Genomic DNA, 24,063 nt, shown 5'->3' on the forward strand with positions numbered 1-24,063 from the left:
CCGCTGTCCCTCGTTTGTCGTGTGGTCATGTGCTGCCGTTTTCGTCGGATCAACAAGAGTATGTCCAGTTTTCTATAGATTCATAGCTTTCCCCGTCCCCGCCGCCAACAAAAGCGTATCATTTGTGAATGGTACTATCTTTTGGCATAATGGAGAGGGCAGACCTGCAAGAAAAGTGGTGGACTTTCATGACAGAGGTTATGGGAACATTTGGCGACTATATTGCGCAGTACGGTTATGGAGCTCTGTTTGGCTTGTTTTTTCTGGGAATTTTGGGGATGCCGCTGCCGGAAGAGACCTTGCTCGTTTTCTCCGGGTTTTTGGTTTCGACTGGCCAACTCGCATACTGGCCTACTTTTCTGGTCTGCTTCTTGGGCTCTGTAACGGCGATGACGACGGCTTACTGGATCGGCCGGACATTGGGCTTCCCTTTTCTGGAGCGCTACGGAAAACGGCTCGGAATGGGCTACACCGTCTATAAAAAAACGGAAGAATGGTTCAACCGCGTAGGAAAATGGGCGCTGCCGCTCGGCTACTTTATTCCGGGCGTGCGCCAGTTTACTGCCTACTTTGCAGGGATTACAAGACTGCCATTTCCGACCTTCCTGCTGTACACGTATGCGGGCGGACTGTTTTGGAGCCTGCTGTTCGTCACCTTGGGATGGCAGTTGGGAGAGCGCTGGGACGAGCTGTTCAATCTCATCTCGCGCAATTTGGCGATCTTCTTTATCGCGGTGTTCGCAATCATTGCGGCCTGGTCGTACTTTCGGCATCAGGCGAGTTTGAAAAAGCAAAAACGGAGGGGAATGCAATGAGTGAAGAGAATCGGCAGGAAAACCAGCAGGCAAGCCAGCTTCCGGCAGTGCGCCAGCCGGAGCAGCTCGTTCCGATCGAATTGCCGGAGGTGCATCAGCGCTTTTACGATAAACTGCGAGCCAAGATCGAGGCATTTATTAAAGACAAGGGCGTAAACGACACGGTCGCCAGCTATATTTTGCTCGCGCCCGACCTGTTCGTGCTGCTTGCCCGCCTGCTGCTCGACAAGCGCGTCGGCGTCCAGTCCAAGGCGGTTGCCGGAGTGGCTGTTGCGTACTTCATTACGCCGATCGACTTTATTCCGGAGGCGCTTGTGGGAGGCTTTGGCCTGCTGGACGACGTCATTTTGGCCGTCTACGCCCTGCGCCGGATTTTGGTGGACGTGGACGAAAAAATCGTTCGCGAGCATTGGAACGGCAAAGATGACTTGCTCGCCGTCATTACCAAGGTCGTGAAGTCGGCGGATGACCTCGTCGGCAAAAAAATCGTGAAAAAGCTGGAAGAAACTTTGTTCCGAAAAAAATAAACAGGATGGGACACAGATGACAAAATATTTGCTTGATTATCAAGAGGGAGAGCGTGTTGTCGCTTTTTGCCTGGTGAAGAACAAGGAAGCCGGGGTCGCAAGCAACCAGAGCGAGTATTTGAATCTGGAACTGGGAGATCGCTCCGGGACGATCATGGCGAAGTTGTGGGACGTCAGCCCGGAAATGAAAGAGTGGATCGCCGTCAAATCGGTCGTAAAAATTGATGCCACCGTCCAGTTGTACCGGGGGAAAAAGCAACTGGTGATCCAGCGCATCCGCCCGGCAGCGGCATCAGACGAAGTCGCGATGGAGTCGCTCATCCCTGTGTCGCCTGTTCCGGTGGACGAGCTGTGGGCGAAGCTGGAAGCGACAGTGGACAGCTTGAAGAGCAACACGCTCAAGGCGATCATCCGGGAGGCGCTCGCCACGGAGGAGATCAGGGACCGGCTCCGCCATTACCCGGCAGGGGTGCGGATGCACCACAACTACTATCACGGGCTTTTGGAGCATATCGTCTCGTTGCTGACAGCGGCGCAAAGCTTGCTGCCGCTCTATCCGCAGGTCGACAGGGACGTCTTGTACGCGACCTGCATCCTGCACGATATCGGCAAGCTGTACGAGCTGTCTGACCCGATCGCCCCGGATTACACCACGCCAGGCCAACTGATCGGCCATCTGGTTATGGGCGTAGAGATGGTGAGCGGCATTTGCCGCAAGCTCGACATTCCGCTGGGGGATGCCGAAGTGCTGCATCTCAAGCATTGCATCCTGAGCCACCACGGGGAAGTGGAAAACGGCTGGGGAAGCGCAGTATCCGGCAAGACGCCGACTGCGGTCCTGTTCCACTACCTCGACCAGATTGACAGTAAAATGAATGCGCTCGGACAGACGCTTGCCGACATGAGCGAAGACGAAGAATGGGCGTACGCCGGAGCGCTCAGACGAAAAGTTTGGCGGGGCTATTAACGTATCCGCAGCCTTGCTAGAGAAACGAGACGAGGACAAAGGCCAACTGCGCGAATCAGACAGTTGGCCTTTTTGCTTGCCGCCGGACGGACAGGGATTTTTCCGGGAGCTTTGGCGGCGCAAGTTTTCTGAAACCTTTTCCTTGCAAGGGCGTCTTACTAGATGATTGGCTTTGCAAAGGAGGAGAATCTGTGAAAAAAAGGAGCAAAATGGCTGTGCTTTTGCTGGCAGCCAGCGTACTGGCCGCGCCGGGAGTTCCGTTTGCGCCGGCTCACGTTTACGCCTACGACGGCAAATCTGATCTCGACATCATTCCGTTGCCAGACGACATGCGCAAGCTATTGGTCGAGCTGCGGGACGATTACGTGCCAGCGCTGTCGGAGCTGCATGTCGATTCGATCGGCACAGGCAGCAAATCCGAGACGATCATTTCTCTGTCCGACAGGAAAAACGTCATTACGGCAGGGGTATCTTTGGAACTGGTCGTCGATGCTGACGGCAACATTACGTCCCTGGAGCTGAAAGGCGCAGATCGGGACAAGTCGAAAAAATGGGACAAAAAACAAAGCTATCAAAAGCTGAGCGATTTTATCCGCGAGCAGGTGCCTGTCAGCCACGTCATCGCTGCCCAACCGATGCTCTCGACGGATCGGAGGTCGCAGCTCGACCAGTTGGCCGTCGTGTCTTTTTACCCGTTGCTCAACGATGTCTGGGTGAAAAAAGAAATGGGCCGCGCGTTCATAGACGCGTCCGGGCAAATTGTCCAGTTTCATCAGGAAAAAATCAAGCTGCCGCTGGCGTCGGAGGTGGCTGACCCGAAAAAAGCGATTCCGCTGGAGAAGGCGAAACGCGAGTGGGAAAACCAGCTTCGCATGCAACTCGTGTACGACGCGGCCGCGGGCAAGCTGGTGTACGAGCCGACAGAGCTGCCGGTAATTGACGCCGTGACCGGAGAAGTCGTCCCTGCTGTGTACAGCAAAGAGAGCGAGGTTCTCAAGCTGAAAGGCTCGGCTGACAACAGCATCTGGGGCGACCGCAAAAAAATGGAGCAGTGGCTGGAGGCGACGTTCAAGCTGCGCGTGAATACGCTGACGTTCCAGGCGCCATCGGAGAAAGCGAAAAAGCGGGATACCGATCTGTACGAGTGGAACGCGAGAATGTACCAGAGCGCCTCTGTTCTGGTCGACCGCAAAACGAAGTCGCTCATCGAGTTCAGGCTCGACGGATCGGCAGAGAAAGAGCTGGAAAAGCCGTTGCAAGCCGAAGAGGCGAAGGCGCTGGCGCTCGAATTTGCCGAGAAGCATTTGCTGACCAAGGAACAGTCCTTCGTGGTGCGAAAAACCCGCCAGCTTGACAATTTGCCTGGCTGGGCAGACCAAAATCTCGTCCGGCCGATCTACAGCTACGCCTTCTTCCCGCACAGCAATGACATCCCGGCCAAAACGCCGCTGTTCACGGTCGAGGTGGACGCGAAAAAGGGAACGGTCGTGGCAGCAAAGGTGAACGAAATCCCAGCCATGCCTGCGACCATCGATCAGTCGGGCGTCATCGGCGAGGAAAAAGCGAAGCAAGCTTTTGTGCAAAGCATGGTCCTGCGCCTGGCGTACGACTACCCGAAGGTGGGGGGACAGACTGCGACCACTCCGCAGCTCGTCTATTTGCCAACGGCCGATACGGAAGCGATGCAGGTGGACGCGGCTACAGGCGAAGTCGTGGACAGTTGGATCGAGTGGACAGCATCATACTAGACAGGCAGTGGCCCGGCATCGCGACAGAGCGTGCCGGGTTCTTCTATGGCTTATTCCTTCGCAAATGGCCGGGCTTGCAGCTTTTCTTTTCAAAATAGACAAACACTTCACGGCTGGTAGGATTTTTTTTCTTTTTGTAGAATAACTTCTTGATTCCCATTTGATTTGGCAAAAATGCCGATCACGAGAAGGAGAAAGTGCATGAAACGGCCAACCTATACCCTACCAAGTATTGTCAAGAAGGTATTCCGGTCCGGTGAGCGCTCCCTCCCACGTACGGAGATTTGTTCCCGGATGGAAGCGAATGAGCTGACTGCTTTGATGGATCTGGACAGTTCGACACTACTTGATAAAGTGTTGAAGATGGAGCAGTCGCCAGTGCGGGTTGCCAGCTCGGAGGCGATTGTGGAGATCACCTACCAGCCTCATCAGGTGTACGACCTGGCGTATCGCTTTTTGCGCGACACGCAAGCGCCGAAAAAGCTGGAGCAGATCGTCGCAGAGCTGCGCCGTCAGACGCAGTTTGGCTGGAACCAGATCCTTCGCATGTTGCAACTGGAACGCGACCCTCGCTTTGTGCAGTACCAAGGTGACGACAGATGGTTTTTGGCAGAGTGGACACAAGCGAATGACCAGGTGTACGATTTTTGCCGGGACAATGGTATCACGCAAGTAGCTGCCCGCTCGCTTGTTCATTTTTTGGAGCAAGAAGTGAGGATAGCGGCAGATGCTGCTTTTCTGCCCATGCTGGACGACCGTTTCCGGATTGAGGGAGATACGCTGTATATCATTGCGCGCAGTGATGTGACCGATGAGGAGCTGGCTGCGGAAGAAATCGCAGCGGCAGACTCTTCTGAATCGATAGCCATCATCGAGAATGAAACAGAGGAAGTTGCCCCCGAATCAGTGAATCTTTTGCAGCAGGCAACCGAACAGCAGGAACCAATTTTTACCAAGGAGGAAACGAACATGACAAACGCTACGAACACGCGAGTGCTGGAGGAAGTACAACAATTGCTGCAGCAGGCGATCAGCCGCCTGGAAGGCCGCAACCAGGAGATGTCCCAGGAGGTTGTCGCCCATTTTCAACAAAGCAATATGCAAGCTATAGAAGTGCTGATGAAAGAGAAACATAAGCATGAGCAGATCGTGCTTGGCATTCAGCAAGTACTGGCGACCAGTGAGCAACAATGAGTAAGCTTGAGGCCACGATCCGGTTGGAACAGCGATTTGATTTGCTGCGCGACGTCATCGCGAGTTATCGGATTCGCCTTCAAGACATGGAGCAGGAAGTGGTGGAACTTTTTGCCGCCAACCAGCTCTCTGCTATTTCTGCATGCATGAGCGAGAAGCAGCGCATCGTCCGGTTGATGAACCGCCTGGAGCTGTTTATCAGCCAATGGGAAGGCAAAAGTGATGTGGGAATCGCTCATGAACCAAAACGAGAACACTTGAACACATGATGGAAAATGCGGTAAAATAGGGGGATTGTGCAGGATTCCCCGCGCATGCCGCGTGGGATGGAAAGGAGATCCAAACCCTCTATGTCAGTAGGAAGAAACGAACTGTGCCCTTGCGGGAGCGGAAAAAAATACAAGAAATGCTGTGGGGTAGTCACTCCGATTGCGGAGCTGCGCAGCCGTCACGAGCAAAAATTGCAGAAGGAATACGCGGGCTGGGTGGAGCGCCTGAATCATTTCGTTGGCGGCAATGTGACCAGCGAGACGATTCAGGAAGCGCGCAGCCGGTTTGCGGCAGAAGTCGGCCTGACCGAAGAAGAGGTCACGCGTCCAGAGTGGGCCGCGCATTTCTTCAACTGGTGTGTCCTGGATGTAAGAACAGGCGGAAGCACGTTGCTTGAGAACTACATCAAGCAGCACGGTCGCCGGATGGAGCCTGATCTTCGCCGTGCTTTTGCCGACTTGCATCTGAATGTGTACGAAATCATGGAGGTTGAGCGGGATGTCATGACCGTTCAACAGCCGCTCACGCTGGAGAAGCATTACATCCTGCGATCCAACAGCCTGAGCGTCATGCCTGGGCAAATCATCGTGGGACGTCTCTTGAACCTGGGGCTGCGCAACATGCTGTTTTCCGGCAGCATCATTTTGCAGCCGCACGTCAAGGACAGCTTGCTGGAATGGCTGAAGGAGCATCCGGAAGTCGAAGAAGCGGCGGTCGACACGAGCAAACGGGTGTACACCACGGCGCTGTACCGTTTTATTGTCCAGTTTGGCGGAACGGACAACGGACAGGCAGGAGCGGGCCAAAGCTCCTTGCTCCGTCGCACGTATCCGTTGCAAAATCGCGAGCAACTGCTCAAGGCGATTGAGGCAAACCCTGCTTTCGAACTGAAAAAGTCCGACGGTACAAAAGAAGTGTGGGTGTATGCCACGCGCAAGGAAGAGCACCTGTTCCCGGCTTTGAAGGATGCGCTCCTGGAGCTGTATGAAGTGCAGGCAGAGGTGCTGCTTGAGGATGACAAGCTGTATCTGGAAGGATACGCACCGGATCTGGAGGAAGTAGCGCAGTTGCTGTTGCTGCTTGCCTACGAGCAGGAGGAAGAGATTCGCGTCCTGACCTCGACCGGCTCCAAGCTGTCCAAAGGCACCTTGTTTATTACCAGCCAGCCTACGCTGCCGCCGAAGGTTTTGCAGTGGGCCGTGCAAACGTATTTTGCGGAAAAATGGCTGGTGACGCCACACGAAGCGTTGGAAGAGCTGGCCCCTGTCCTGGTTGCGGCAACCGACAGCAAAGAGCTGCACGCCAAGCTGGAGAGCCTGCTGGAGCAGTTGGAGCAAGACCATAAAGTAGGACAAGGCCTTGCGCGCTACATTCGGATGGATATGTTGCGCCCGCGTCTGTCGCTTCAAAACGACAGCCTGCACGTGAACAACCTGCTCACCCGCCCGCTGATCGAAGGCTTGCCGGAGAGCGTGTACACGGTCCACCCGGACAGGCTCGCCGACATCAACCGCTTCGTTCAGGAGATGACGGACGGCAAGTCGGAAGCAACTGTCAAAAAGTACGACGAGGTTATGAACAACTTCCGCTCTTTTGTAAGAGGCGCGTTCGGTCCTTCGTTTACATGGGAACAACTGCGCAAGGAAGATCTGGCTTACTTCCTCGTGCACGATATTTACACACGCGCGGATGCCGTGACGAAGACGTTGGCAACGAACCTGTTGTCGGTCATGACCGCTTTCTTCAAATGGCTGGACAAGCACAGCAAGACAAGCTTGCATGCGAACATGCAGTCCTTGTTTGCCGAGTTGAAAGAAAGCTTGCCGGAAGCCTACCGCATGCGCGGTCTGCTGGAAAAAGCAGCGAACCAGAATCTGTACGGCCAGGCGACTGTGCCGAAGGATGTCGCAGAAGAAGCGCTGGTCGTGCTTGGCGCCGACGCCGACGGTTTGGTAGTCAAACGCCCTGACGGCGAGAAAATGACGCTGGCTGTAGCGGCAGATGTGAAAGACGTGCTGACATCTGACTGGATCGTCTCCGGTCTGGTCGGCAAAGGCGAGGACGGCCTCTGGCGCCTGTATGGCACGCCTGAGCTGTACCCGCCCGTCATTGCCCAACTGCTGGGAGTGCGGACTGGCGTGTTGGTCTAACCAACAGCTTGATCGACAAACAAACAAAACCCGAGGAAAAGGCTCCTCGGGTTTTTTCTTTCCTTCCTGATGCCAGGACACGCTTACCGTGCCCATTCTCGCAGCGTCTTGTCTTTTGGCAGCAAAAGTCCGACGAAGCCGATCAACGGCAACGCGGAGCAGAGCGTGATGACGAAGCCAAGGCCGAAGATGTCTGCCAAATAGCCGAACACGAGCGCGCCCATGCCGCCCATCCCGAATGCCAGGCCGATAATCAGGCCGGATACGGTGCCGATTTTGCCCGGCAGAAGCTCCTGGGCGTAGACGACTGTGACCGAAAAGCTGGAAAGCATGATAAAGCCGCTTACGACCAAGAGCGGAAAGGCCCAGAACCCGGAGACGTATGGTGTCAACAAGGTGAACGGCAGCGATCCGAGCGTCGAGAGAATCAGCAGATTGCGTTTTCCGAACCGATCCGAGAGCGGGCCGCCGAAGAAGGTCCCGACGGCTCCGGCGAACAGGAAGCCGAACACGACGAGTTGGGCGCTGGAATAGTCCATGTGCTTGATGTACATCAAGTAAAACTGGTAAAAGCTCTGATAGCCTGCGTTCATCCACGAGCGGACGCTGACGATCAGAATCAGCAGCCAGAGGGCGATCAGCCGCTGCTTGCGATTCGTGTACGCGACGACGGCGGCAGCCGTTTTCTTCATTCGTTGCTGGCCGCGATACCAGAGCGCCACGTAGAGCAGGACGCAGCTTGCCAATACGGCTGGCAGCAAAAACCAGGCTGCGCCAGGCTGGCCGAGATTGGCGAACACGAGAATGGTCATCAGCGGTGCCAGCGCTTGCCCGGCGTTTCCCCCTACCTGGAAGATCGATTGCCCCAGGCCGCGGCGAGGGCCAGACGCCTGATGGGCGAAGCGGGACGCCTCCGGGTGGAAGACGGCCGAGCCGATTCCGACGCAGGCAACGGCGACGAGCACGAGGTAGTAACTGCCCGCAAACGCGAGCGCGAGCATCCCGATCCCCGAGACGAGCAAGGCGAGCGGCGGCAAAAACGGTTGCGATTTGCGATCGGAATAGTAGCCGACTACCGGCTGCAGGACGGAGGAAGTCAAGTTCATGACCAACAGGATGACCCCTACCTGCGTGAAGGTCAACGCAAGATTTTTTTCCACGATCGGAAGCAGGGCGGGAATGACCGCTTGCAGGCTGTCGTTCAGCAAATGAACGAGGCTGATGGCAAACAGCATGCGGTAGACGGTAGGTGCCGCTTTCCCCCCGCCGGATGCCTGGAGCGGCGTAGATGTGGCACTCATGTCAGTTCATCTCCATTTAGTTGTAGTGTAAAAAAACAGCGCAATTACCCATGTACCCTCTGTTCGCCCACGCACTTTTTCTCACTGTAGCACGGAATAGAGGGAGGCGTCATTACTGTCTGGACGGCATATGGCGGCAAGACATAACGGCTTTCTGGCGAGGAAGTTTTCAACCCGGTAGGTAAATGCCAGAGCGTTGTCGAAAAAGATGGGAAAGAAGATGGACTAGACCATGAGCAAAAGGCTGGGAGGAGTGCCAAAGTGCTGAAAGGGATGACCGAATACTGGCTATGCGTGGGTGGAGCCAACGTGGACGTGCAAGGAGTCACTTCTGCCAGATTGCTGCCTGGGACGAGCAATCCAGGGCATGTTCAGCAAGTGGCAGGCGGAGTAGCTCGAAATGTGGCGGAAAATCTGGGGTGGTTGGGGGAAGAAGTGCAGCTCTTCGCTCTCGTAGGGGAAGACGCTGACGGAGAATGGTTGAGACAAGTGACGGCCAAAAGCGGAGTAGCGACGCATGGAATGGTGCGAATCGCCGGCAAATCGACAGGACGGTATTTGGCGATTCGCGACCTCGATGGCGAGCTGTACACAGCCGTGGCCGATATGGAAGTCAATGAAGCGTGGACAGACGAGCTGGTTCAGCATGCCCTGGAGCGCCTGCCGCATGCAGCGGGGCTGTTTATGGATGCGAACCTGCCTGTTGCTGTCATGCGCGTTTTTGTAGACGAAGCAAACCGATTGGGAAAAATCGTGGTGGTCGATCCCGTCTCTGTGAAAAAGGCGGAAAAATGGCGGCCGTTTTTGCCGGGAGTCCGCGTGCTGATCGCGAGCATTGACGAGGTCGAGGTGCTGTGCGGCCAATCGCTCCACTCCTTTAGCGACGTGGAAGCGTGTGCAAAGCGGCTGCTCGAGCAGGGACTCCATCAGCTTATGGTGAACTGCGGCGAGGCTGGCCTGTATCTGTGCCGCCAGGAAGAGTCCATCTGGGTAACGGCTCCTCCTACGCCGATCTGCGAAGCGGCGTGTGATGCATTTGCCGCGGGGATTATTTACGCGCAGCGGATGACGCCCCTGCTCCGAGAGCAAGCGGCTTACGGAATGGCGCTCGCCGAGTTGAGCCAGCACAAAACGGGCGATTACGACCTGCGCGCGCTTTTGCAGCGAAAAGAGTTTTTTGCCGGAAAAGAAATGCAGATTTTCGAGCGGGAATGAGAATACATAAGATGACGTACACTACTTGCGTATCAGCAGCGAGGAGGAGTGTACATGGAAAAGAAATCGAACGACGTAAACGGCAAGCAGGAAAGTCACGTGCGCCAAGGCGGCGATTCTCACCGCTCCAAGCAAAAGCAGCCGGAGGGTCCCGTACAAGGTTTTAGCCAGGCGCCAAAAGGCTTGCAATAACAAACAAAAAGCCTCCCCCATCGACAAAAACGGTGGGGGAGTTTCTCTTGTAAGGAACATTTTTCTACAAATGAAGACAATCCTGTGATACAATATCTGAATCAGATGATTACCAACAGAAGAAAATATTAGTGCATCTGGTTGAGTGGCACTGTTCACAATTGTGCCTCCCTTTTCTTTTGTCAAAAAGCGTGCGCGAACAAGGAGATTGATACATATGCCAGAAACTGTTGTAAAAACACGCGCTTCTGCTCCACGCAAGAAAAAACAGCCGACCCGCAGCCGCAAGCTGCGCAGGTTCCTGATGATTTTCACATTGACGGTCCTGTTGTTGGTAGGCGGAGTTGCCGGAGCAATTTATTGGAAAATTGAAGACACTCTGGATGTAGTAACAAAGCCGGTAGAAAATGGTTTTGCTTCGGAAGCTTCGAAAAATGCGGACCCGGTTTACCACGCCGACAAGCCGATGTCCTTCATCTTGCTCGGCTCCGACTCGCGTCCCGAGACAGGCTCGATGAACACGGACGTCATGATCGTCGCGGTCGCCAATCCACAGACGAAAAAAGTGACGATGGTATCCATCCCGCGCGATACACGGGTGAAAATTCCGGGATATCGCGACTACCACAAGATCAACTCGGTTTACGCCAACGGCGAGGCAGAGCGGAGACAGGCAGAGCGCAACAACCAGACGCCGACCGAAGACGGCATTTCCTTGACGAAGAAAACGTTGAACGAAATTTTGGGGATTCCGATTGAGCATTACGTCGCTGTCGACTTTGACGGCTTCAAGGCGGTAATCGACGAGCTGGGCGGAGTCGAGGTCAACGTCGACCGCAAGCTCGTGTACGACGATCCGACCGACGACACGCACATCAATCTGAATCCGGGACTCCAGACGCTGAACGGCGAGCAGGCACTTGGCTACGTGCGCCACCGCCACGACAATCGCGGAACGAAATACTACTCTAGCGACTTCGATCGCAACCGCCGCCAGCAGGAAGTGATCCGCGCCGTTGTCGACAAAGTCGGTTCCCTGGACGGCTTGACCAAAATTTTTAACATCATGGAAGTAGGCGCGAAGCACATCCATACCGACCTGTCCAAAGAGCAGATCAAAGGGTTGGCCTATGATTTCAAAGGCTTCAACGCTTCTACCTTGACCACGCTCGACAACGGAGCGTACTGGCAGGGCGGATATACGTTCCTGGAAAAAGAAAAGCTGGAGCTGATCCGCAGCTCCTTGCAGGCGGAGATGGGCCTGTCCGGCAAAGTAGTCGCACAGTTGAACAACTCCCCGATCCTCGGAGCGGGTGAATCATCGGTTGCCTCCAGCAGCAGCAAGTCGACCAAAAATAGAACGACAGAATCAGCGGCTCCGGCGACTTCCAAGCCGAAAGCGACAGAGGAGCCGAAAAAGCAGACGGAGCCGATCGAAGTAGCGGAAGGACAGGAGCTTGCGGAAGAGGGCGCCGCTCCTCCCCCGGATGTAGTCAGTCCCGAGCAGCCTCAAGGCCAGACCACTGTGCCTGACGCGCAGACGCCAGCTTCGAATAGGAATGCGACCCAGCCGCCTTCCGCACCAGCAGGCAATACCGGAACACCGGCGCCGCCGCCAGACATCGTTTCCCCTCCTGTCACCGGGCAGGACAGCGGAGCGACGCAAGGCAGCCCGACAAGCAAATCATAAGTACGCCAAACAGGCACTCGCTTCTTTCTTTCGGAAGAGCGGGTGCTTTTTTTTCGACATAGCCAAGCATTTCTATTTTCAATAGATTTTTTTTTACGAAAAATGAAACGAAAGGTTTAGAAAACACCAATTTCGTGGTACAATAATAATATGCTGATAAGACAGATTAATCAGATAATTAAGGACCTGACTGGAGGGATTTGGATGACGATTTTCTTGGTGAACCTGTTTCTGGTGATTGCCTTTGTGTACCTCATCAGCCGCCAACAAAATGAAGAGCTTGTGTACGACGAAGATTTTTTCCTCCAGAACCCCTCAGCGCTGGAAGAATATCAGCAGATGCCGATCGATTTCCAACACGCCTTTTTCCGCAAGCACAAAGAGTGGATTAAGGAAAAATATATGCGCGGGGAAAGCTACATTTTAGGCTATTGCCCGAACAAGGAAGTAAGACGCGCGTGGCTCTCTGAATTTATGAACCAAAAAAATATGAACAATACACCGACCCCTTCCTGAGTGAAGGGGTTTTTCGTGTCCGGGGCAATCGTGCTATACTTCTAGCTGGATAAGGAATAACGCAACTAACAGGAGGAACCATTTACGTGCTGCAATTATTGGTCGAAAAACTAAATCAACTGCTGTCTGCGCGAGGAATGATTACGGATATCGTCTTGCGCTCGGACCGCTCTTTGCTCGAAGACGAGGAAATGCGTGAAGTGATGATTTCCTTCGCGGGCACCTTTGAAGAAGAACAGCCTGTAGCTACCATTCATCTGTTTTTGCTGGAAGATGAAAAAAGCTGCGAGGTAGAGGTCGAGATCGCGTATCCGTACGAGCTGGCGGCAGAACAGATCCAGGCGTTGTGGGCGCAGGCCAGAAGCCGGGTGGCGGAGTGCTCGCTGTCGGAAAAGCGCCGTTACATAGAGCCAGGCAAGCTCGCCGAGACGAGCGTGCAGGTGGACTATCACTTTGTCGTCCAGACGCCGCAGAGCGCAGCGGAAGAAGCGGACTTGAACGAGACATTGGAAAGGTTCGCGGCAGATTTGGGCGAGTTGGTCAAGCTCGGGTAGGCAGACAGGCAGGCTGCGACACACAGGCTGCGACACACAGGCTCAGGAGAAGTGCTCCTGGGCCTTTTTGGATGTTCTTCCCCCGCACGGTGAGTTTTGTTTGGTTTTGCCAGCAGAACGGGCAGGATTTGCGAGCTGGTGTGCAGAATCGAATACAATAGAAAATGAATGAGTATTCATTCGTATTGAGGGAGGGGCATATTTTGAAGCTTGCAAACGTACAGGAACCTGTCCAAATTGGGGCGATGACACTGCCGAACCGAATCATCATGGGGTCGATGCACGTCGGTTTTGAACGACTGCCGGACGGTGTGGCACGGCTCGCCGAGTTTTACGCGGAGCGGGCCAGAGGGGGAGCCGGGCTGATCGTGACGGGAGGCGCTGCTGTGCTGCCAGAGGGCGGCATGGGCGAAGTGTACTGCAACGTGTACTTGGATGAGCACATCGAGCAACTGAGGGTGATTACGGAAAAAGTTCACCAGGCCAACGGCAAAATTGCCTTGCAGCTTTTTCACGCAGGCCGCTATGCGTACAAGGAGGCAACCGGGCTTGATCCGGTAGCGCCGTCGCCGTTGCAAGCCCCGATCAATCGCTGGAAGCCGCGGGAGCTGGATGCGTCGGAGATCGAACTGACGATTGCTGCCTTTGCCGCCGGAGCGGTCCGCGCGCAAAAGGCCGGATTTGACGCGGTGGAGATCATGGGCTCGGAAGGCTATCTCATCAACCAGTTCCTCTCTCCAGTCACCAACCATCGCAAGGATGACTGGGGGGGAGACTTTTTGCGCCGGGCGCGGTTTGGCATCGAAGTGGCGAAGCGGGTGCGCGAGGCGGTTGGGCCTGATTTTCCTGTCGTGTTTCGGATGTCCGGGCTCGATCTGATTCCGGACAGCACGAGCATGGAGGAGACGTTGCAATTCGCCCGCATGCTGGAGGACGCAGGCGTGAATGCGCTCAACATCGGAATCGGCTGGCACGAGTCGAAAGTACCGACGATTTCGATGATGGTCCCGCGCGGAGCGTACGTGTGGGTCGCCCGGCAGGTCAAGCAGGCTGTCAGCATCCCGGTGATCGCCAGCAACCGGATTAACGATGTGCGCCATGCCGAAGAAATTTTGCGGGAAGGGCATTGCGATCTCGTCTCCATGGCCCGGCCTTTTTTGGCAGACCCGCAAATCGTGGCGAAGAGCGTGGAAGGACGGTATGACGAGGTCAACACGTGCATTGCCTGCAACCAGGCTTGCCTCGACCATATTTTTGACGGCAAAGTGGCTTCCTGTCTGGTCAATCCGCAGGTCGGCAGAGAGGCGGAATGGGCGATTGTTCCGGCGGGAGTTCGGAAAAAGGTGGCGGTCGTGGGCGCGGGTCCCGCGGGCTTGGAGGCGGCGCGCGTGCTGGCAGAGCGCGGGCACGAGGTCGTCCTGTTCGAAAAACAAACGCGGATTGGCGGCCAGCTCAACTACGCGCGGCAAGTGCCGGGCAAAGCGGAATTCAACGAAACGCTGCGCTACTATCGCACGCAGCTTGCGCGGCTGGGCGTAGAGATCAGGCTGGGGACGGAAGCAGAGGCGGATGCGCTGGTGGCGGAAGGCTTTGCGGAAGTTGTCATCGCCACGGGAGTCGTCCCGCGTGTGCCGGAGATTCCTGGCCGGGAGCTTGGGCATGTCGTCATGTACAACGAAGTGTTCGAGCAAAAGGCGAAGGTCGGAAACAAGGTGGCGATTGTGGGAGCAGGGGGGATCGCCTGTGACTTGTCGCATTTGCTCGTCCACAATGAAGTCATTTCCGCGCAAACGGCGGAGTATTTGCTCTCCTACCGGATCGTGGACGAACAGACGATTCACAGGTTGCAAGCGAGCAAGCGAAAAGTGTTCATGCTGCGCAGAGGCAAGCATGTCGGCAGCGGCTTGGGCAAAACGACCCGCTGGGCGACATTGGCGCAATTAAAGCAAAGAGGCGTGGAGATGCTGACCCAGATCGAGTACAAGCGAATCGCTCCGGAAGGGGTGTACATCAGCGTAAACGACGAAGAGCAGCTCGTGCCTGCCGATACGGTGATTATCGCGGCTGGCGCTACGCCGAACCAATCGCTGTATCACGCACTGACGAACCGCCTCCCGGTTCATCTGATCGGCGGGGCAAAAGAGGCGGGAGAGCTGGACGCCAAGCGGGCGATCCTGGAAGGGGCACAGGTTGGCAGAGCGATTTGATGTTCGCAAAAGATTTTCTATTCCGAAAATAGGCTGGATCGTGTATGATGAGAAAAAGATGTCGTCTTTTCGGAACTTTTGTCGAATCGCTTTTCAACATACTTAAATTCTTGCACAATGAAGGCATACTGTTTAAATTCATGTGATTGGGGGCTTTCGCCTTGATGAACCACAATAGCATTCTTTTAGGAAAGCGTTACTTCCTGTACTCCACTGCGCAGGTAGTAGAGGTGGAGGGATGGACGTTTACGATTGCCCCGGGGTTTAAGATGATTGCAGGTGGTAGTGCAAACCCACTTCAGACATTAATCAGTATGTACCGCGAAAATGAAAAGGTTGCTCAACTCGTGCTTCATCATAGACGTTCCGACTCGGATGTTACCGTTCAGGCCGTATCGAGCGAGCTCCTGCTGGAAATCGCCCCTGCGACCAGAACCGTGAGTGTGGCAGAGAAGCAGTAAGGCACCCTTGGCGGGGTGCTTTTCGCTTTTTTTCTTTACAGAAAATGCAGGCGAGGAGGCTGGATGAATTGGCAGGTAACGAATGGCAAGTAGGCGAGCTGCAATTGGCATGGCTCAAAGGCGGTCTGACACAGCTCGATGGAGGCGCGATGTTTGGGGTGGTTCCCAAGCCGCTCTGGAGCAAACGCTACCCTCCGAACGATTTGAACCAGATTCCGCTGCGAGCGGACCCGATTTTGGTACAAGCTTTCGGAAAACGCATCCTGATCGAGTCCGGTATCGGCAAAGACCGACTGACGGAGAAGCAGAAGCGCAACTTTGGGCTGGTGGAAGAATCGCAAGTCCAGGAAGGGCTGGCGGCAAAAGGCTTGACGCCTGCTGACATCGACATCGTCATCATGACGCACATGCACTACGATCATGCGAATGGCCTCGTCTCGGTGCGGGACGGCCAGCTTTTTTCCACGTTTCCGAACGCAGTGATCTACGTGCAGGAGCAGGAGTGGGCCGAGATGCGAGAGCCCAACATCCGTTCGCGCAATACATACTGGGAGGACAACTGGCGTCCCATCGAGTCGCAGGTGCAGACGTACGGCGCCACTTTCGAGGTCGTTCCCGGCATTACCCTGCACCACACAGGCGGCCACAGCCAGGGACATGCCATCGTCCGCATGGAAAGCCAAGGCCACCTGTTGTTGCACCTCGCCGATATCATGCCGACGCACGCCCACCAAAATCCGCTGTGGGTCATGGCTTACGACGACTACCCGATGACCTCGATCTTCGCCAAGGAAGAATGGATTCACGGCGGCATCCGCCAAGAGGCGTGGTTCACCTTTTACCACGATAATGTCTACCGGGCCGTGAAGTGGAACGACAAGGGAGAACTTATTGATTATAGAAAGATTGTAGAGTAAAACCGGGATGCTCCCGGTTTTTTTGCTTGCAGGCGGGAAAAAGATACTCCAGCCACGCCAAACATTTTTCAAGCTATCGAAATTTCGATAAGCCTCATAGAAATTTTTCATAATCCAAAAATTTCGAATGCTCATTGACGAACGATAGACGGCTCACTACAATAGGAACATCACAGAGCATCTGTTCTGGTAGGCAGGACGAAGCAGAACAGTTGCGGGGAGAGAGACAATGAGCTGGATCAAATCACGTATGCAAGAGTACCACCCGATCGTCTGGTCGCTGGTCGTCGGGACCGTGTTCGTCAGGGCTGCCAGCTCGATGAGCATGCCGTTTTTGTTTTTATACTTATCCAACCAAACCGATATGGACCTGGCAATGATCGGCCTGACCATCGGGGCCGGGCCGCTCGCCGGAACGATTGGCGGCTTCATTGCCGGGACGCTGTCCGACCGGATCGGCCGCAGACGGGTCATGCTGGGGGCGCTGTACGTCTGGACGCTCGTATTCGTCGGGTTTGCGCTCAGCAAAAACCCGCTGATTTTGCTTTTGCTCAACATGGCAGGCGGGCTCTGTCGTTCGTTTTACGAGCCGGTGTCGCAGGCGCTGATGGCAGACGTGACGCCGCCTGAGAAACGCTTCCGGGTATTCGGCCTGCGCTACACCGCGATCAACGTCGGGGTCGCAGTTGGCCCGATCGCAGGCGCCGTGCTGGCGAAGACGTCCGTCGCCCTGCCGTTTCTGATTACCGCGCTCATTTACCTCGTGTACGTCATCAGCTTGCAAGGGCTGTTGAACAAGTTCGGGATCAAACAAATTGAAGGGCAAAAGAAAGAGACGGTCACCTTTGGGCGGGCCTTCAGCGTGATCGTGCACGACAAGGCGTTTCGCTATTACATGGTCGCAGGCGTGCTGGGCGCGATCGGCTATTCGCAGATGTCGTCTACCCTCGCCAAGTTCACGGAAATGACCGTTGCGTCCGGCGCAGAACTGTTTGCCCTCCTGATGAGCGTCAACGCTGTCGTGGTCGTGCTCATGCAGATGCCGCTGACCCGATGGGCCGAAAAAAAGACGCCTCTCACCGCCATTGTGGTGGGAAACGTCATGTATGCGCTGGGCGACGTCGGCTTTGCCTACGCCAACTCCTGGATCGTCTTTATTATCGGGATGGTGCTGTTTACGTTTGGGGAAATCTTGACCTTTACCGCAGGTGACGTCCTGATTGACCGCATGGCCCCGGAAGGAATGCGCGGCAGCTATTACGGCGCGAAAAGCTTCAGCAACCTCGGACAGTTCATCGGCCCGTGGATGGGCGGCCTGCTGCTCGGGCTTTACGGCGGCACGACACTGTTCTTGACCGTAGCGGCGTTTTCCATGGTGAGCAGCGCATTCCAGTGGGCGGGCCAACGGGTGTACTTCGCTACCCACGGCAAGTCGCTCAATCAGAGCAGGGCAGAATCACTCTAGCGCCTGCAAAATGCGCTCCGCGATGCGGGCATAGCCCTCTGCATTCGGGTGAAAATGATCGGTGTACAAATACGCCTGCTCTTTGCGCAGGAACATGTCATACGTCGGTACGACGAACACCTGCGGATAGCGGGAGGCAATCGCGGAGGCCGTGCTGTTCCAGTCCAGAACGGGCTGCACCGTATCGACAGCCGCTTCCGTATTGCCAAAAGGGTTGTACAACGACGTGTAAACAATCGTCGCTTTGCTGTTCAACTGGCGAATTTGCCGGATGATTTCCTCGTAGTTGGTCGCAAGCCTGTCCGTGGCTGCGGCCACTTTTTCTTTGTCGATCGTGTAGAGCCCGCCCGTTTGCCTGAACAAGTCGTTGCCGCCGATGGTGAAAAGGATCAGATCGGCCTCGGCGAGCAGCGTTTTGACTTGCGCTTCGGACATTTGCTTGAGCAGGTCGGACGACTCTTGCCCGTTAATGGCGAGATTCGTAAACGTAATCGGGTGGCCCGCCTTTTTTTCCAGCGCTTGCCGGACGAGCCCGACATAGCCTTGGCCGTTCGCATCGCCAGCGCCGCGGGTGAGCGAGTCTCCGAGCGCGACGACTTTGTGGACGCCTTCTTTTGGCAAAGGGGCAGGCGGTTCCTCGGTTTCCACAGGTGGCGCTCCCGTGGTCGGGGCCAACTGCTGCGGGTTCATCGCCAGGACAAAGCCTGCGGCAAACAATAAAAAGGACAGAAGCGACAACAACCCTGTAGTGCGCCAGAGAAGTTTGCCGGATGTGCGCATCGGCTATCCTCCTATTCGATGGGAAGTGGGTAGACATGGTATAATGTGGTGGGACATCTTATGCCAGTGTACCATAAACGAATCGCTGCCGTCAGTTGCGGGAAGCGGAACAAAGACAGGAGGGCGCACCTTGGGCGACACAGTCCTCGCAGTATCGCGATTGCAAAAAACGATCGGCAAAAAGCAGATTATTCACGATATTACATTCGACGTGCTCGCTGGCGAAGTGTTTGGCTTTTTGGGGCCGAACGGCGCGGGCAAGACGACGACTATTCGCATGCTGGTCGGTCTGGCTAAAGCAGACGGGGGAGATATCCGCATCGGCGGGATATCGCTCTCGGAGAACTTCCCGGAGGCGATTGCGCAAGTCGGCTGCATCGTGGAAAATCCCGAGCTGTACAAATTTTTGACAGGCAGGGAAAACCTGGAGCAGTTTGCCCGCATGAGCGGAGGGATTACGCAGGAGCGGATCGAAGAAATCGTCCGCTTCGTCGACCTGGAACGGGCGATTGACGACAAAGTCAAAACGTATTCGCTCGGGATGCGGCAGCGGCTGGGGATCGCGCAAGCGCTGCTGCACCGGCCGAAAATCTTGATTCTCGACGAACCGACAAACGGGCTTGACCCGGCAGGGATTCGCGAGCTGCGCCAGTTCATTCGCCGTCTGGCCGAGGAGGAGGGGCTTGCGGTCTTCATTTCCAGCCACCTGCTCAGCGAGATCGAGATGATGTGCGACCGGGTGGCGATTATCAAGCAGGGAAAAGTCATTTCGGTCGGACTAGTGCGCGAGTTGATGGAGCAGTTTGCCGACCAGGTGGAATGGACGATCCCGCACGCCCACCTGCCAAAAGCGCTGGATGTATTGCGCGGGCACAACGCCGTGACGGATATTTTGGCGGTCGGGGAGGAAAGCGTGAAGACGCGGATGGATATGGAGCGGGTAGGCGAAGTCAACCAGAAGCTGGTGCAGGCGGGAGTCCCGGTAATCGGGATTGCCACGAAAACCGTGACGCTGGAAGACTTGTTCCTGACGCTGACAGGGGGAGGGGGAGAGAAATGAATCAAAGCATGCTGGGCCTCGTCCAAAACGAAACCGTCAAATTGCTGCGCCGCCGCCGCTTTCTCGTGGTCGTGCTCATCCTGGCCATTCTGATCCCGATTTTTACATACGCCCAGTACCGCTCGGTCGTGACGGCTCAGGAGCGGATGGGCACGACGGACTGGCGGCCGCTCTTGACCCAGCAGATCGTCGACATGCAAAACCGGCTCGCGTCCAGCCGTCTTCCGGAAGAATGGCGCGATTTTATCAAAATCCGGATTCAGCAGCAGCAGTATTACCTCGACCACAATATCAATCCGATGGCGCCCGGAGGCCCGACATTTGCCCGCGGCTTCATGGATCAGGCGATCTCCATGTTTTTGCCGATGATTATCGTCGTGCTGGCGGTCGATATCGTGTCGGCCGAGTTTAGCGAAGGGACGATCAAGCTGCTTTTGACCAGACCCGTGCGGCGCTGGAAGGTGCTGACCAGCAAGTACATCACGCTGTTGCTGTTCACCTCGCTTACGGTACTGATGACGCTCATCTTGGCCTACTTGCTGTCGGGTGTCGTGTTTGGCTATTCCGGCTGGGATTTGCCGATTCTCACAGGCTTCGAGGTGACAGGCGGGGAGCTTGTGACGTCGGGAGCGTTCATGCTGCCGCAGTGGCAATTTCTGCTCATGCAGTATGGGCTCGGCTGGTTTGTTTGCATCGTCGTCGGAACCGTTACGTTCATGGTCTCCGTCCTCATTCGCAGCGCCGCCGCAGGCATGGGCATCATGATGGCGGCGCTCATCAGCGGGACGATCCTGACGCAGATGGCTTCGTCGTGGGAGTCGTCCAAATACTTGTTTGTCGTCAACCTGCAGCTCACCGACTACCTCAATGGCACGCTGCCTCCGATCAAAGGAATGACGCTGCCGTTCTCGCTGGCTGTACTGACGATCTGGGCAGTCGCGGCGCTGATTGTAGCATACACCGTCTTTACCCGCAGAGACGTAACTTCCTGATCTGGAAAAAAACGCTACCTTTTTCCGTTTCATTCGTATTTCATGGAAGGACCAAGAATGGCACCGAGAGGAGATTGGCGTGAGATTATGGACATGTTATGGAAATGCGGGACGGTTGCACTGACGAGTATGCTTGAACTGTGGGGAGCGATTCCGATTGGCTTCATGCTGCAACTGCCTCCGTTGCTTACCGGGATATTCAGTGCCCTTGGCGCGATTGCCAGCGCCGGGATTGTCATCTATTTGGGCGGTTCGCTCAGAAGCTGGCTGATGAAGCGCGTGGAGAAAAAAGCAGGGCGCCAGAGCCGGATGGGCCGCATCTGGGAGAAGTACGGCGTAATCGGCCTCGGATTGGCTTCTCCGCTGTTGACAGGCGCTCCGCTGGGGGCTGCGATCGGCATTTCGCTCGGCGCACCGACAGGCAAACTGATGTGGTGGATGTCGATTGGCATCGTGATCTGGAGCGTCATCCTTACGGCAGCAGTCGCCTACGGTCTGCTCCAGTTCTTGACACCAAAACCGATGGGCTGAAAAATCTCCCTTTTGCCGGGCAGAAATCTTGCATACAATGTTCCAAGAAATGAAAAAGGAAAGGAAAGCGGGGGATGATCCATGAGTGAGAAAAAAGAAGCGCTGGTGCCCGAACTGGATGAACTGCTGCACAAGTTTACCGAGCTGTTGACGGGTGAAGCGACGCCGGAGCGCGTCGAGATGGTAAAAGTATGGTGCCTGTACACCACGATGGCAAAAGCGATGCCGCCGCTCATCCTGCATTGGGGTAGCGAGCCGGAGCACCAGGCTGCGCGCAATCAAATCCGGGAAATTATCGAGCAAATCAAGCAGTGGAACCAGGCGAAAAACCAGACTCAGTAGCTTATAAAGAAGAAACGCCGTCTTTTTGCGATGCAGGGCAAAAGACGGCGTATTTTTTTGCGAAAAAAAGTCGTCACGATTCAGCCGTTGCTGGCGGGACGCGGCGAATTTCTAGATGCCGCGTGGGGGCAAAATCCGCGCGCGAGCCAACAAAAAAGACACGCACCTGATGCGACAGGTCGTGTCTGCCAGAAACGCGTCTTCCGGTTGCGGCTAAGGCTTCCAGGTCATCTGCTTGGAAGTTTCGATCAATTCGTCCAAGGAAATGCCGTGGGCGGTTACTACTACGTAGAGCGACTGGTTATTGGACTGGGCGTTGAAATGAACGGCGTGCTCGGCGACAGAGCTTTTCTTGTCCGGATTGTCAAACGAGACGGCGATGGCCTGCTCGCCGTTTACGGCAAAGAGCTGGGTAGCGGAGAACGTGCCGGGGATCGACAGGCTGCGTTTGCCTTTCGCATTGCGAACTACCTCGATGCGAATCCAGTCGTCGTTGCGCTTGTAATCCGCTGAGAGGCGCGTGACCTTTTGGCTCGTCTCCGATTCGTACTGGACAGAGATCGTGCTCAAGGAAAAGCTGTTCGCGTTTTGCGCAAGCACGGGAACAGGCATATCCGATGCCTGGACGGCTGTATCCGTGTCCGAGAAGGTCGACAGCGTGATCGGCTGCTTGGCTGTCATAGCCAGCGTCGGCCCTACAAGGCCGCTGTCACTGCTTTCCGCTTGTTTCGCTTGTTTGGCTTCCGGTTCGCCCATGGCAGTAATCCCATAGGCTTGCTGGTCTTCTGCGGCGGCTCTGGCTTTTTTCCCGGCGACCAGGTTGTTCTCGGCTCCGTTTGCCTCTTTTGCCAGGGCTGCCTTGGCGTTTGCGCCTTGTTCCTCTGAACCTGTCAGAACGCTGCGGGAAGCTATGGACGCCTCTCCCTCGGCTTGCGGCGCTTGCGTCTGGGGTGCTGCTGTTTTGGGTTCCTGCGTATTTAGCGCAAGCTCATGGCTGGCCGATGGCGAAGCGGCGTTTGGCGTAGCCGGGGAAGCAGGCTGAGACGCTTTGGCTGTTGCCTCGTTTTGCTTTGCCAGCGGTTGCTCGCTGCTAGCATAGGCATTTGCCGCCGATTGGGCAGAGGCAGGCGAGGATGCCGGAGCAGCGTCCTGCATTTGCATCGCTTCGGTGGCATGCGTCGCGATCTGGGTGCCAGCGCCTGCCTGGTTTGCTGCGGGCTGTTGTGACGCTGTCTGGAATTGACCGTCTTGGAGCTGCTGGTAGCTGATGAAGCCCACTGCCAAAAGGACTGCCGCTGCGCTGACCCAGGCGAATGAAGGGAAGCCTTTGGTCCGACGCTTGCTGGGCATAGGTGCTGCCGCTTGCTGTGGAAGCACAGCGACGGTTGCGGCGTGAGGGGGCACACCTTGTCCGGCGTTCTGGTAGATGGCCTGCATGATCCTCTCTTCCAGGTTCGCTTGAGGCGGTGGAACCTCTTTCAAGAACTGCACCTCCTCTTCGGTTGTCATTTGTGTTTCGATCCATGCGATACAATCCTCACAGGTCTCTATATGGGAAAAAATATCGCTATCCGTGTCATCTAGCCATGCTTTTCTAAATGCCTGGCAGTTCATGTACGAGCCCCCCTTCCTTGCGTGATAACAATTTTGCGAGTTCTTGGCGAGCGCGCAAGTAACGGACGCGTGCTGTAGACTCGGCGATGCCGAGAAGAGTAGCAATTTTTTCGAACGGATATTCATGCGTGCAGCGAAGGACGATCACTTCCCGGTAGGAATCCGACAGCAAGGCGAATGCCTCCTCGATCTCCCTGCGCTGCTCCTTGTTCATGAGCGATTCTTGCGGAGACTCGTCCCGCGTATTGGACGGCACATACGCCAACTGCTCGTCGGAGTCGTGAAACTTCCGTCTGCGTAAAAAGTCAATGCTCTTGTTGCGAGCAAGCGTATGTAACCAGGATGAAAACTGAGAGTCGCCTCGGAACGTGGACAGCTTCTCATACGCCTTCACGAACACTTCCTGAGTCAGATCCTCCGCATCAGCGCGATTGTTCACCATTTTGTAGATGAATACGTAGATCATATGCTGATATCGCTGGATGAGGTCGCGATACCCTTCGATGTCGCCCTGAAGAATCCGCTGAATGATTTCGGCGTCGGATTGCATTGAAT

Annotated in this window: 24 protein-coding genes; 20 read left to right on the forward strand and 4 right to left on the reverse strand. The window is 55.6% G+C overall.

Annotated features, from left to right (window positions below; genetic code table 11):
• Window positions 1–188 precede the first annotated feature (188 nt).
• From M655_RS08800 to M655_RS08830, 7 genes are all read left to right on the forward strand, one after another.
• Window positions 189–815 (forward strand): DedA family protein, encoded by a 627-nt coding sequence (locus tag M655_RS08800; RefSeq protein ID WP_005828971.1) that lies wholly within the window; start codon window positions 189–191, stop codon window positions 813–815.
• Entirely contained in the window at window positions 812–1,342 is a 531-nt protein-coding gene (locus M655_RS08805; protein WP_005828969.1) for a YkvA family protein, read from the forward strand. Before M655_RS08800 ends, M655_RS08805 begins: the two co-directional genes overlap by 4 nt.
• A 16-nt stretch (window positions 1,343–1,358) precedes the next feature.
• Complete coding sequence (locus M655_RS08810) at window positions 1,359–2,309, forward strand: 3'-5' exoribonuclease YhaM family protein (RefSeq protein ID WP_007784610.1); 951 nt, start codon at window positions 1,359–1,361, stop codon at window positions 2,307–2,309.
• A 191-nt stretch (window positions 2,310–2,500) separates the two neighbouring features.
• The gene (locus tag M655_RS08815; RefSeq protein ID WP_025848960.1) at window positions 2,501–4,057 is read left to right on the forward strand and encodes a YcdB/YcdC domain-containing protein; all 1,557 of its coding nucleotides are present in this window, start codon (window positions 2,501–2,503) and stop codon (window positions 4,055–4,057) included.
• Window positions 4,058–4,258: 201 nt separating this feature from the next.
• On the forward strand, window positions 4,259–5,251 hold the full coding sequence (locus tag M655_RS08820) for a hypothetical protein (RefSeq protein WP_007784604.1): 993 nt from the start codon (window positions 4,259–4,261) through the stop codon (window positions 5,249–5,251).
• Window positions 5,248–5,520 (forward strand): hypothetical protein, encoded by a 273-nt coding sequence (locus M655_RS08825; protein WP_005828962.1) that lies wholly within the window; start codon window positions 5,248–5,250, stop codon window positions 5,518–5,520. The genes M655_RS08820 and M655_RS08825 overlap by 4 nt, the downstream gene beginning before the upstream one ends.
• Before the next feature lie 81 nt (window positions 5,521–5,601).
• Window positions 5,602–7,671 carry a YecA family protein gene (locus M655_RS08830; RefSeq protein ID WP_026557507.1) on the forward strand — a complete coding sequence of 690 codons (2,070 nt, stop codon included), beginning with the start codon at window positions 5,602–5,604 and terminating at the stop codon, window positions 7,669–7,671.
• An 83-nt stretch (window positions 7,672–7,754) separates the two neighbouring features.
• Here the strand turns inward: M655_RS08830 and M655_RS08835 are convergent, their stop codons facing one another.
• A complete protein-coding gene (locus M655_RS08835) occupies window positions 7,755–8,972 on the reverse strand; it encodes an MFS transporter (RefSeq protein WP_005828957.1) in 1,218 nt (405 codons plus the stop codon).
• 261 nt (window positions 8,973–9,233) lie between these two features.
• Here M655_RS08835 and M655_RS08840 point away from each other — a divergent pair, with 261 nt between their 5' ends.
• The 9 genes from M655_RS08840 (at window position 9,234) to M655_RS08880 (ending at window position 18,189) form a co-directional block, all read left to right on the forward strand.
• Window positions 9,234–10,187 carry a carbohydrate kinase family protein gene (locus tag M655_RS08840; RefSeq protein ID WP_026557506.1) on the forward strand — a complete coding sequence of 318 codons (954 nt, stop codon included), beginning with the start codon at window positions 9,234–9,236 and terminating at the stop codon, window positions 10,185–10,187.
• 54 nt (window positions 10,188–10,241) lie between these two features.
• Complete coding sequence (locus M655_RS08845) at window positions 10,242–10,379, forward strand: hypothetical protein (protein WP_005828954.1); 138 nt, start codon at window positions 10,242–10,244, stop codon at window positions 10,377–10,379.
• A 217-nt stretch (window positions 10,380–10,596) separates the two neighbouring features.
• Complete coding sequence (locus M655_RS08850) at window positions 10,597–12,069, forward strand: LCP family protein (protein ID WP_005828952.1); 1,473 nt, start codon at window positions 10,597–10,599, stop codon at window positions 12,067–12,069.
• Between the two features lie 204 nt (window positions 12,070–12,273).
• Window positions 12,274–12,585 carry a hypothetical protein gene (locus tag M655_RS08855; RefSeq protein ID WP_005828950.1) on the forward strand — a complete coding sequence of 104 codons (312 nt, stop codon included), beginning with the start codon at window positions 12,274–12,276 and terminating at the stop codon, window positions 12,583–12,585.
• 86 nt (window positions 12,586–12,671) lie between these two features.
• Complete coding sequence (locus M655_RS08860; RefSeq protein ID WP_005828949.1) at window positions 12,672–13,139, forward strand: hypothetical protein; 468 nt, start codon at window positions 12,672–12,674, stop codon at window positions 13,137–13,139.
• Window positions 13,140–13,303: 164 nt separating this feature from the next.
• Window positions 13,304–15,346: an oxidoreductase gene (locus M655_RS08865; protein WP_373926042.1), complete on the forward strand. Its 2,043-nt coding sequence runs from the start codon at window positions 13,304–13,306 to the stop codon at window positions 15,344–15,346.
• A gap of 164 nt (window positions 15,347–15,510) precedes the next feature.
• Window positions 15,511–15,807 carry a hypothetical protein gene (locus M655_RS08870; protein WP_005828946.1) on the forward strand — a complete coding sequence of 99 codons (297 nt, stop codon included), beginning with the start codon at window positions 15,511–15,513 and terminating at the stop codon, window positions 15,805–15,807.
• Between the two features lie 68 nt (window positions 15,808–15,875).
• Window positions 15,876–16,724, forward strand: coding sequence for a YtnP family quorum-quenching lactonase (locus tag M655_RS08875; protein ID WP_005828944.1), 849 nt, complete (start codon window positions 15,876–15,878; stop codon window positions 16,722–16,724).
• 229 nt (window positions 16,725–16,953) lie between these two features.
• Entirely contained in the window at window positions 16,954–18,189 is a 1,236-nt protein-coding gene (locus M655_RS08880; protein ID WP_026557504.1) for an MDR family MFS transporter, read from the forward strand.
• Here M655_RS08880 and M655_RS08885 read toward each other — a convergent pair.
• Window positions 18,181–18,969: a GDSL-type esterase/lipase family protein gene (locus M655_RS08885; protein ID WP_005828940.1), complete on the reverse strand. Its 789-nt coding sequence runs from the start codon at window positions 18,967–18,969 to the stop codon at window positions 18,181–18,183. The two genes, M655_RS08880 and M655_RS08885, sit on opposite strands and share 9 nt — an antisense overlap.
• Window positions 18,970–19,099: 130 nt before the next feature.
• On the opposite strand from M655_RS08885, the gene M655_RS08890 reads away from it, so the two are divergent.
• The 4 genes from M655_RS08890 to M655_RS08905 all read left to right on the forward strand — a co-directional run bounded on the left by M655_RS08890 (window position 19,100) and on the right by M655_RS08905 (window position 21,894).
• On the forward strand, window positions 19,100–20,029 hold the full coding sequence (locus M655_RS08890; RefSeq protein WP_026557503.1) for an ABC transporter ATP-binding protein: 930 nt from the start codon (window positions 19,100–19,102) through the stop codon (window positions 20,027–20,029).
• A complete protein-coding gene (locus M655_RS08895; protein WP_007784592.1) occupies window positions 20,026–21,021 on the forward strand; it encodes a DUF2705 family protein in 996 nt (331 codons plus the stop codon). The genes M655_RS08890 and M655_RS08895 overlap by 4 nt, the downstream gene beginning before the upstream one ends.
• Window positions 21,022–21,108: 87 nt before the next feature.
• Window positions 21,109–21,552, forward strand: a complete 444-nt coding sequence (locus M655_RS08900) for a small multi-drug export protein (protein ID WP_005828934.1) — start codon at window positions 21,109–21,111, stop codon at window positions 21,550–21,552.
• Between the two features lie 81 nt (window positions 21,553–21,633).
• Window positions 21,634–21,894 carry a DUF2573 family protein gene (locus M655_RS08905; protein WP_026557502.1) on the forward strand — a complete coding sequence of 87 codons (261 nt, stop codon included), beginning with the start codon at window positions 21,634–21,636 and terminating at the stop codon, window positions 21,892–21,894.
• A 213-nt stretch (window positions 21,895–22,107) separates the two neighbouring features.
• Here M655_RS08905 and M655_RS08910 read toward each other — a convergent pair whose 3' ends face one another.
• Entirely contained in the window at window positions 22,108–23,385 is a 1,278-nt protein-coding gene (locus M655_RS08910) for a 2-oxoacid dehydrogenase subunit E2 family protein (protein ID WP_235694719.1), read from the reverse strand.
• Between the two features lie 103 nt (window positions 23,386–23,488).
• A complete protein-coding gene (locus M655_RS08915; protein ID WP_005828931.1) occupies window positions 23,489–24,058 on the reverse strand; it encodes an RNA polymerase sigma factor in 570 nt (189 codons plus the stop codon).
• Between the last annotated feature and the right edge of the window lie 5 nt (window positions 24,059–24,063).

This window comes from Brevibacillus sp. NSP2.1 (assembly GCF_000470975.2).
GTDB lineage: Bacteria > Bacillota > Bacilli > Brevibacillales > Brevibacillaceae > Brevibacillus > Brevibacillus agri.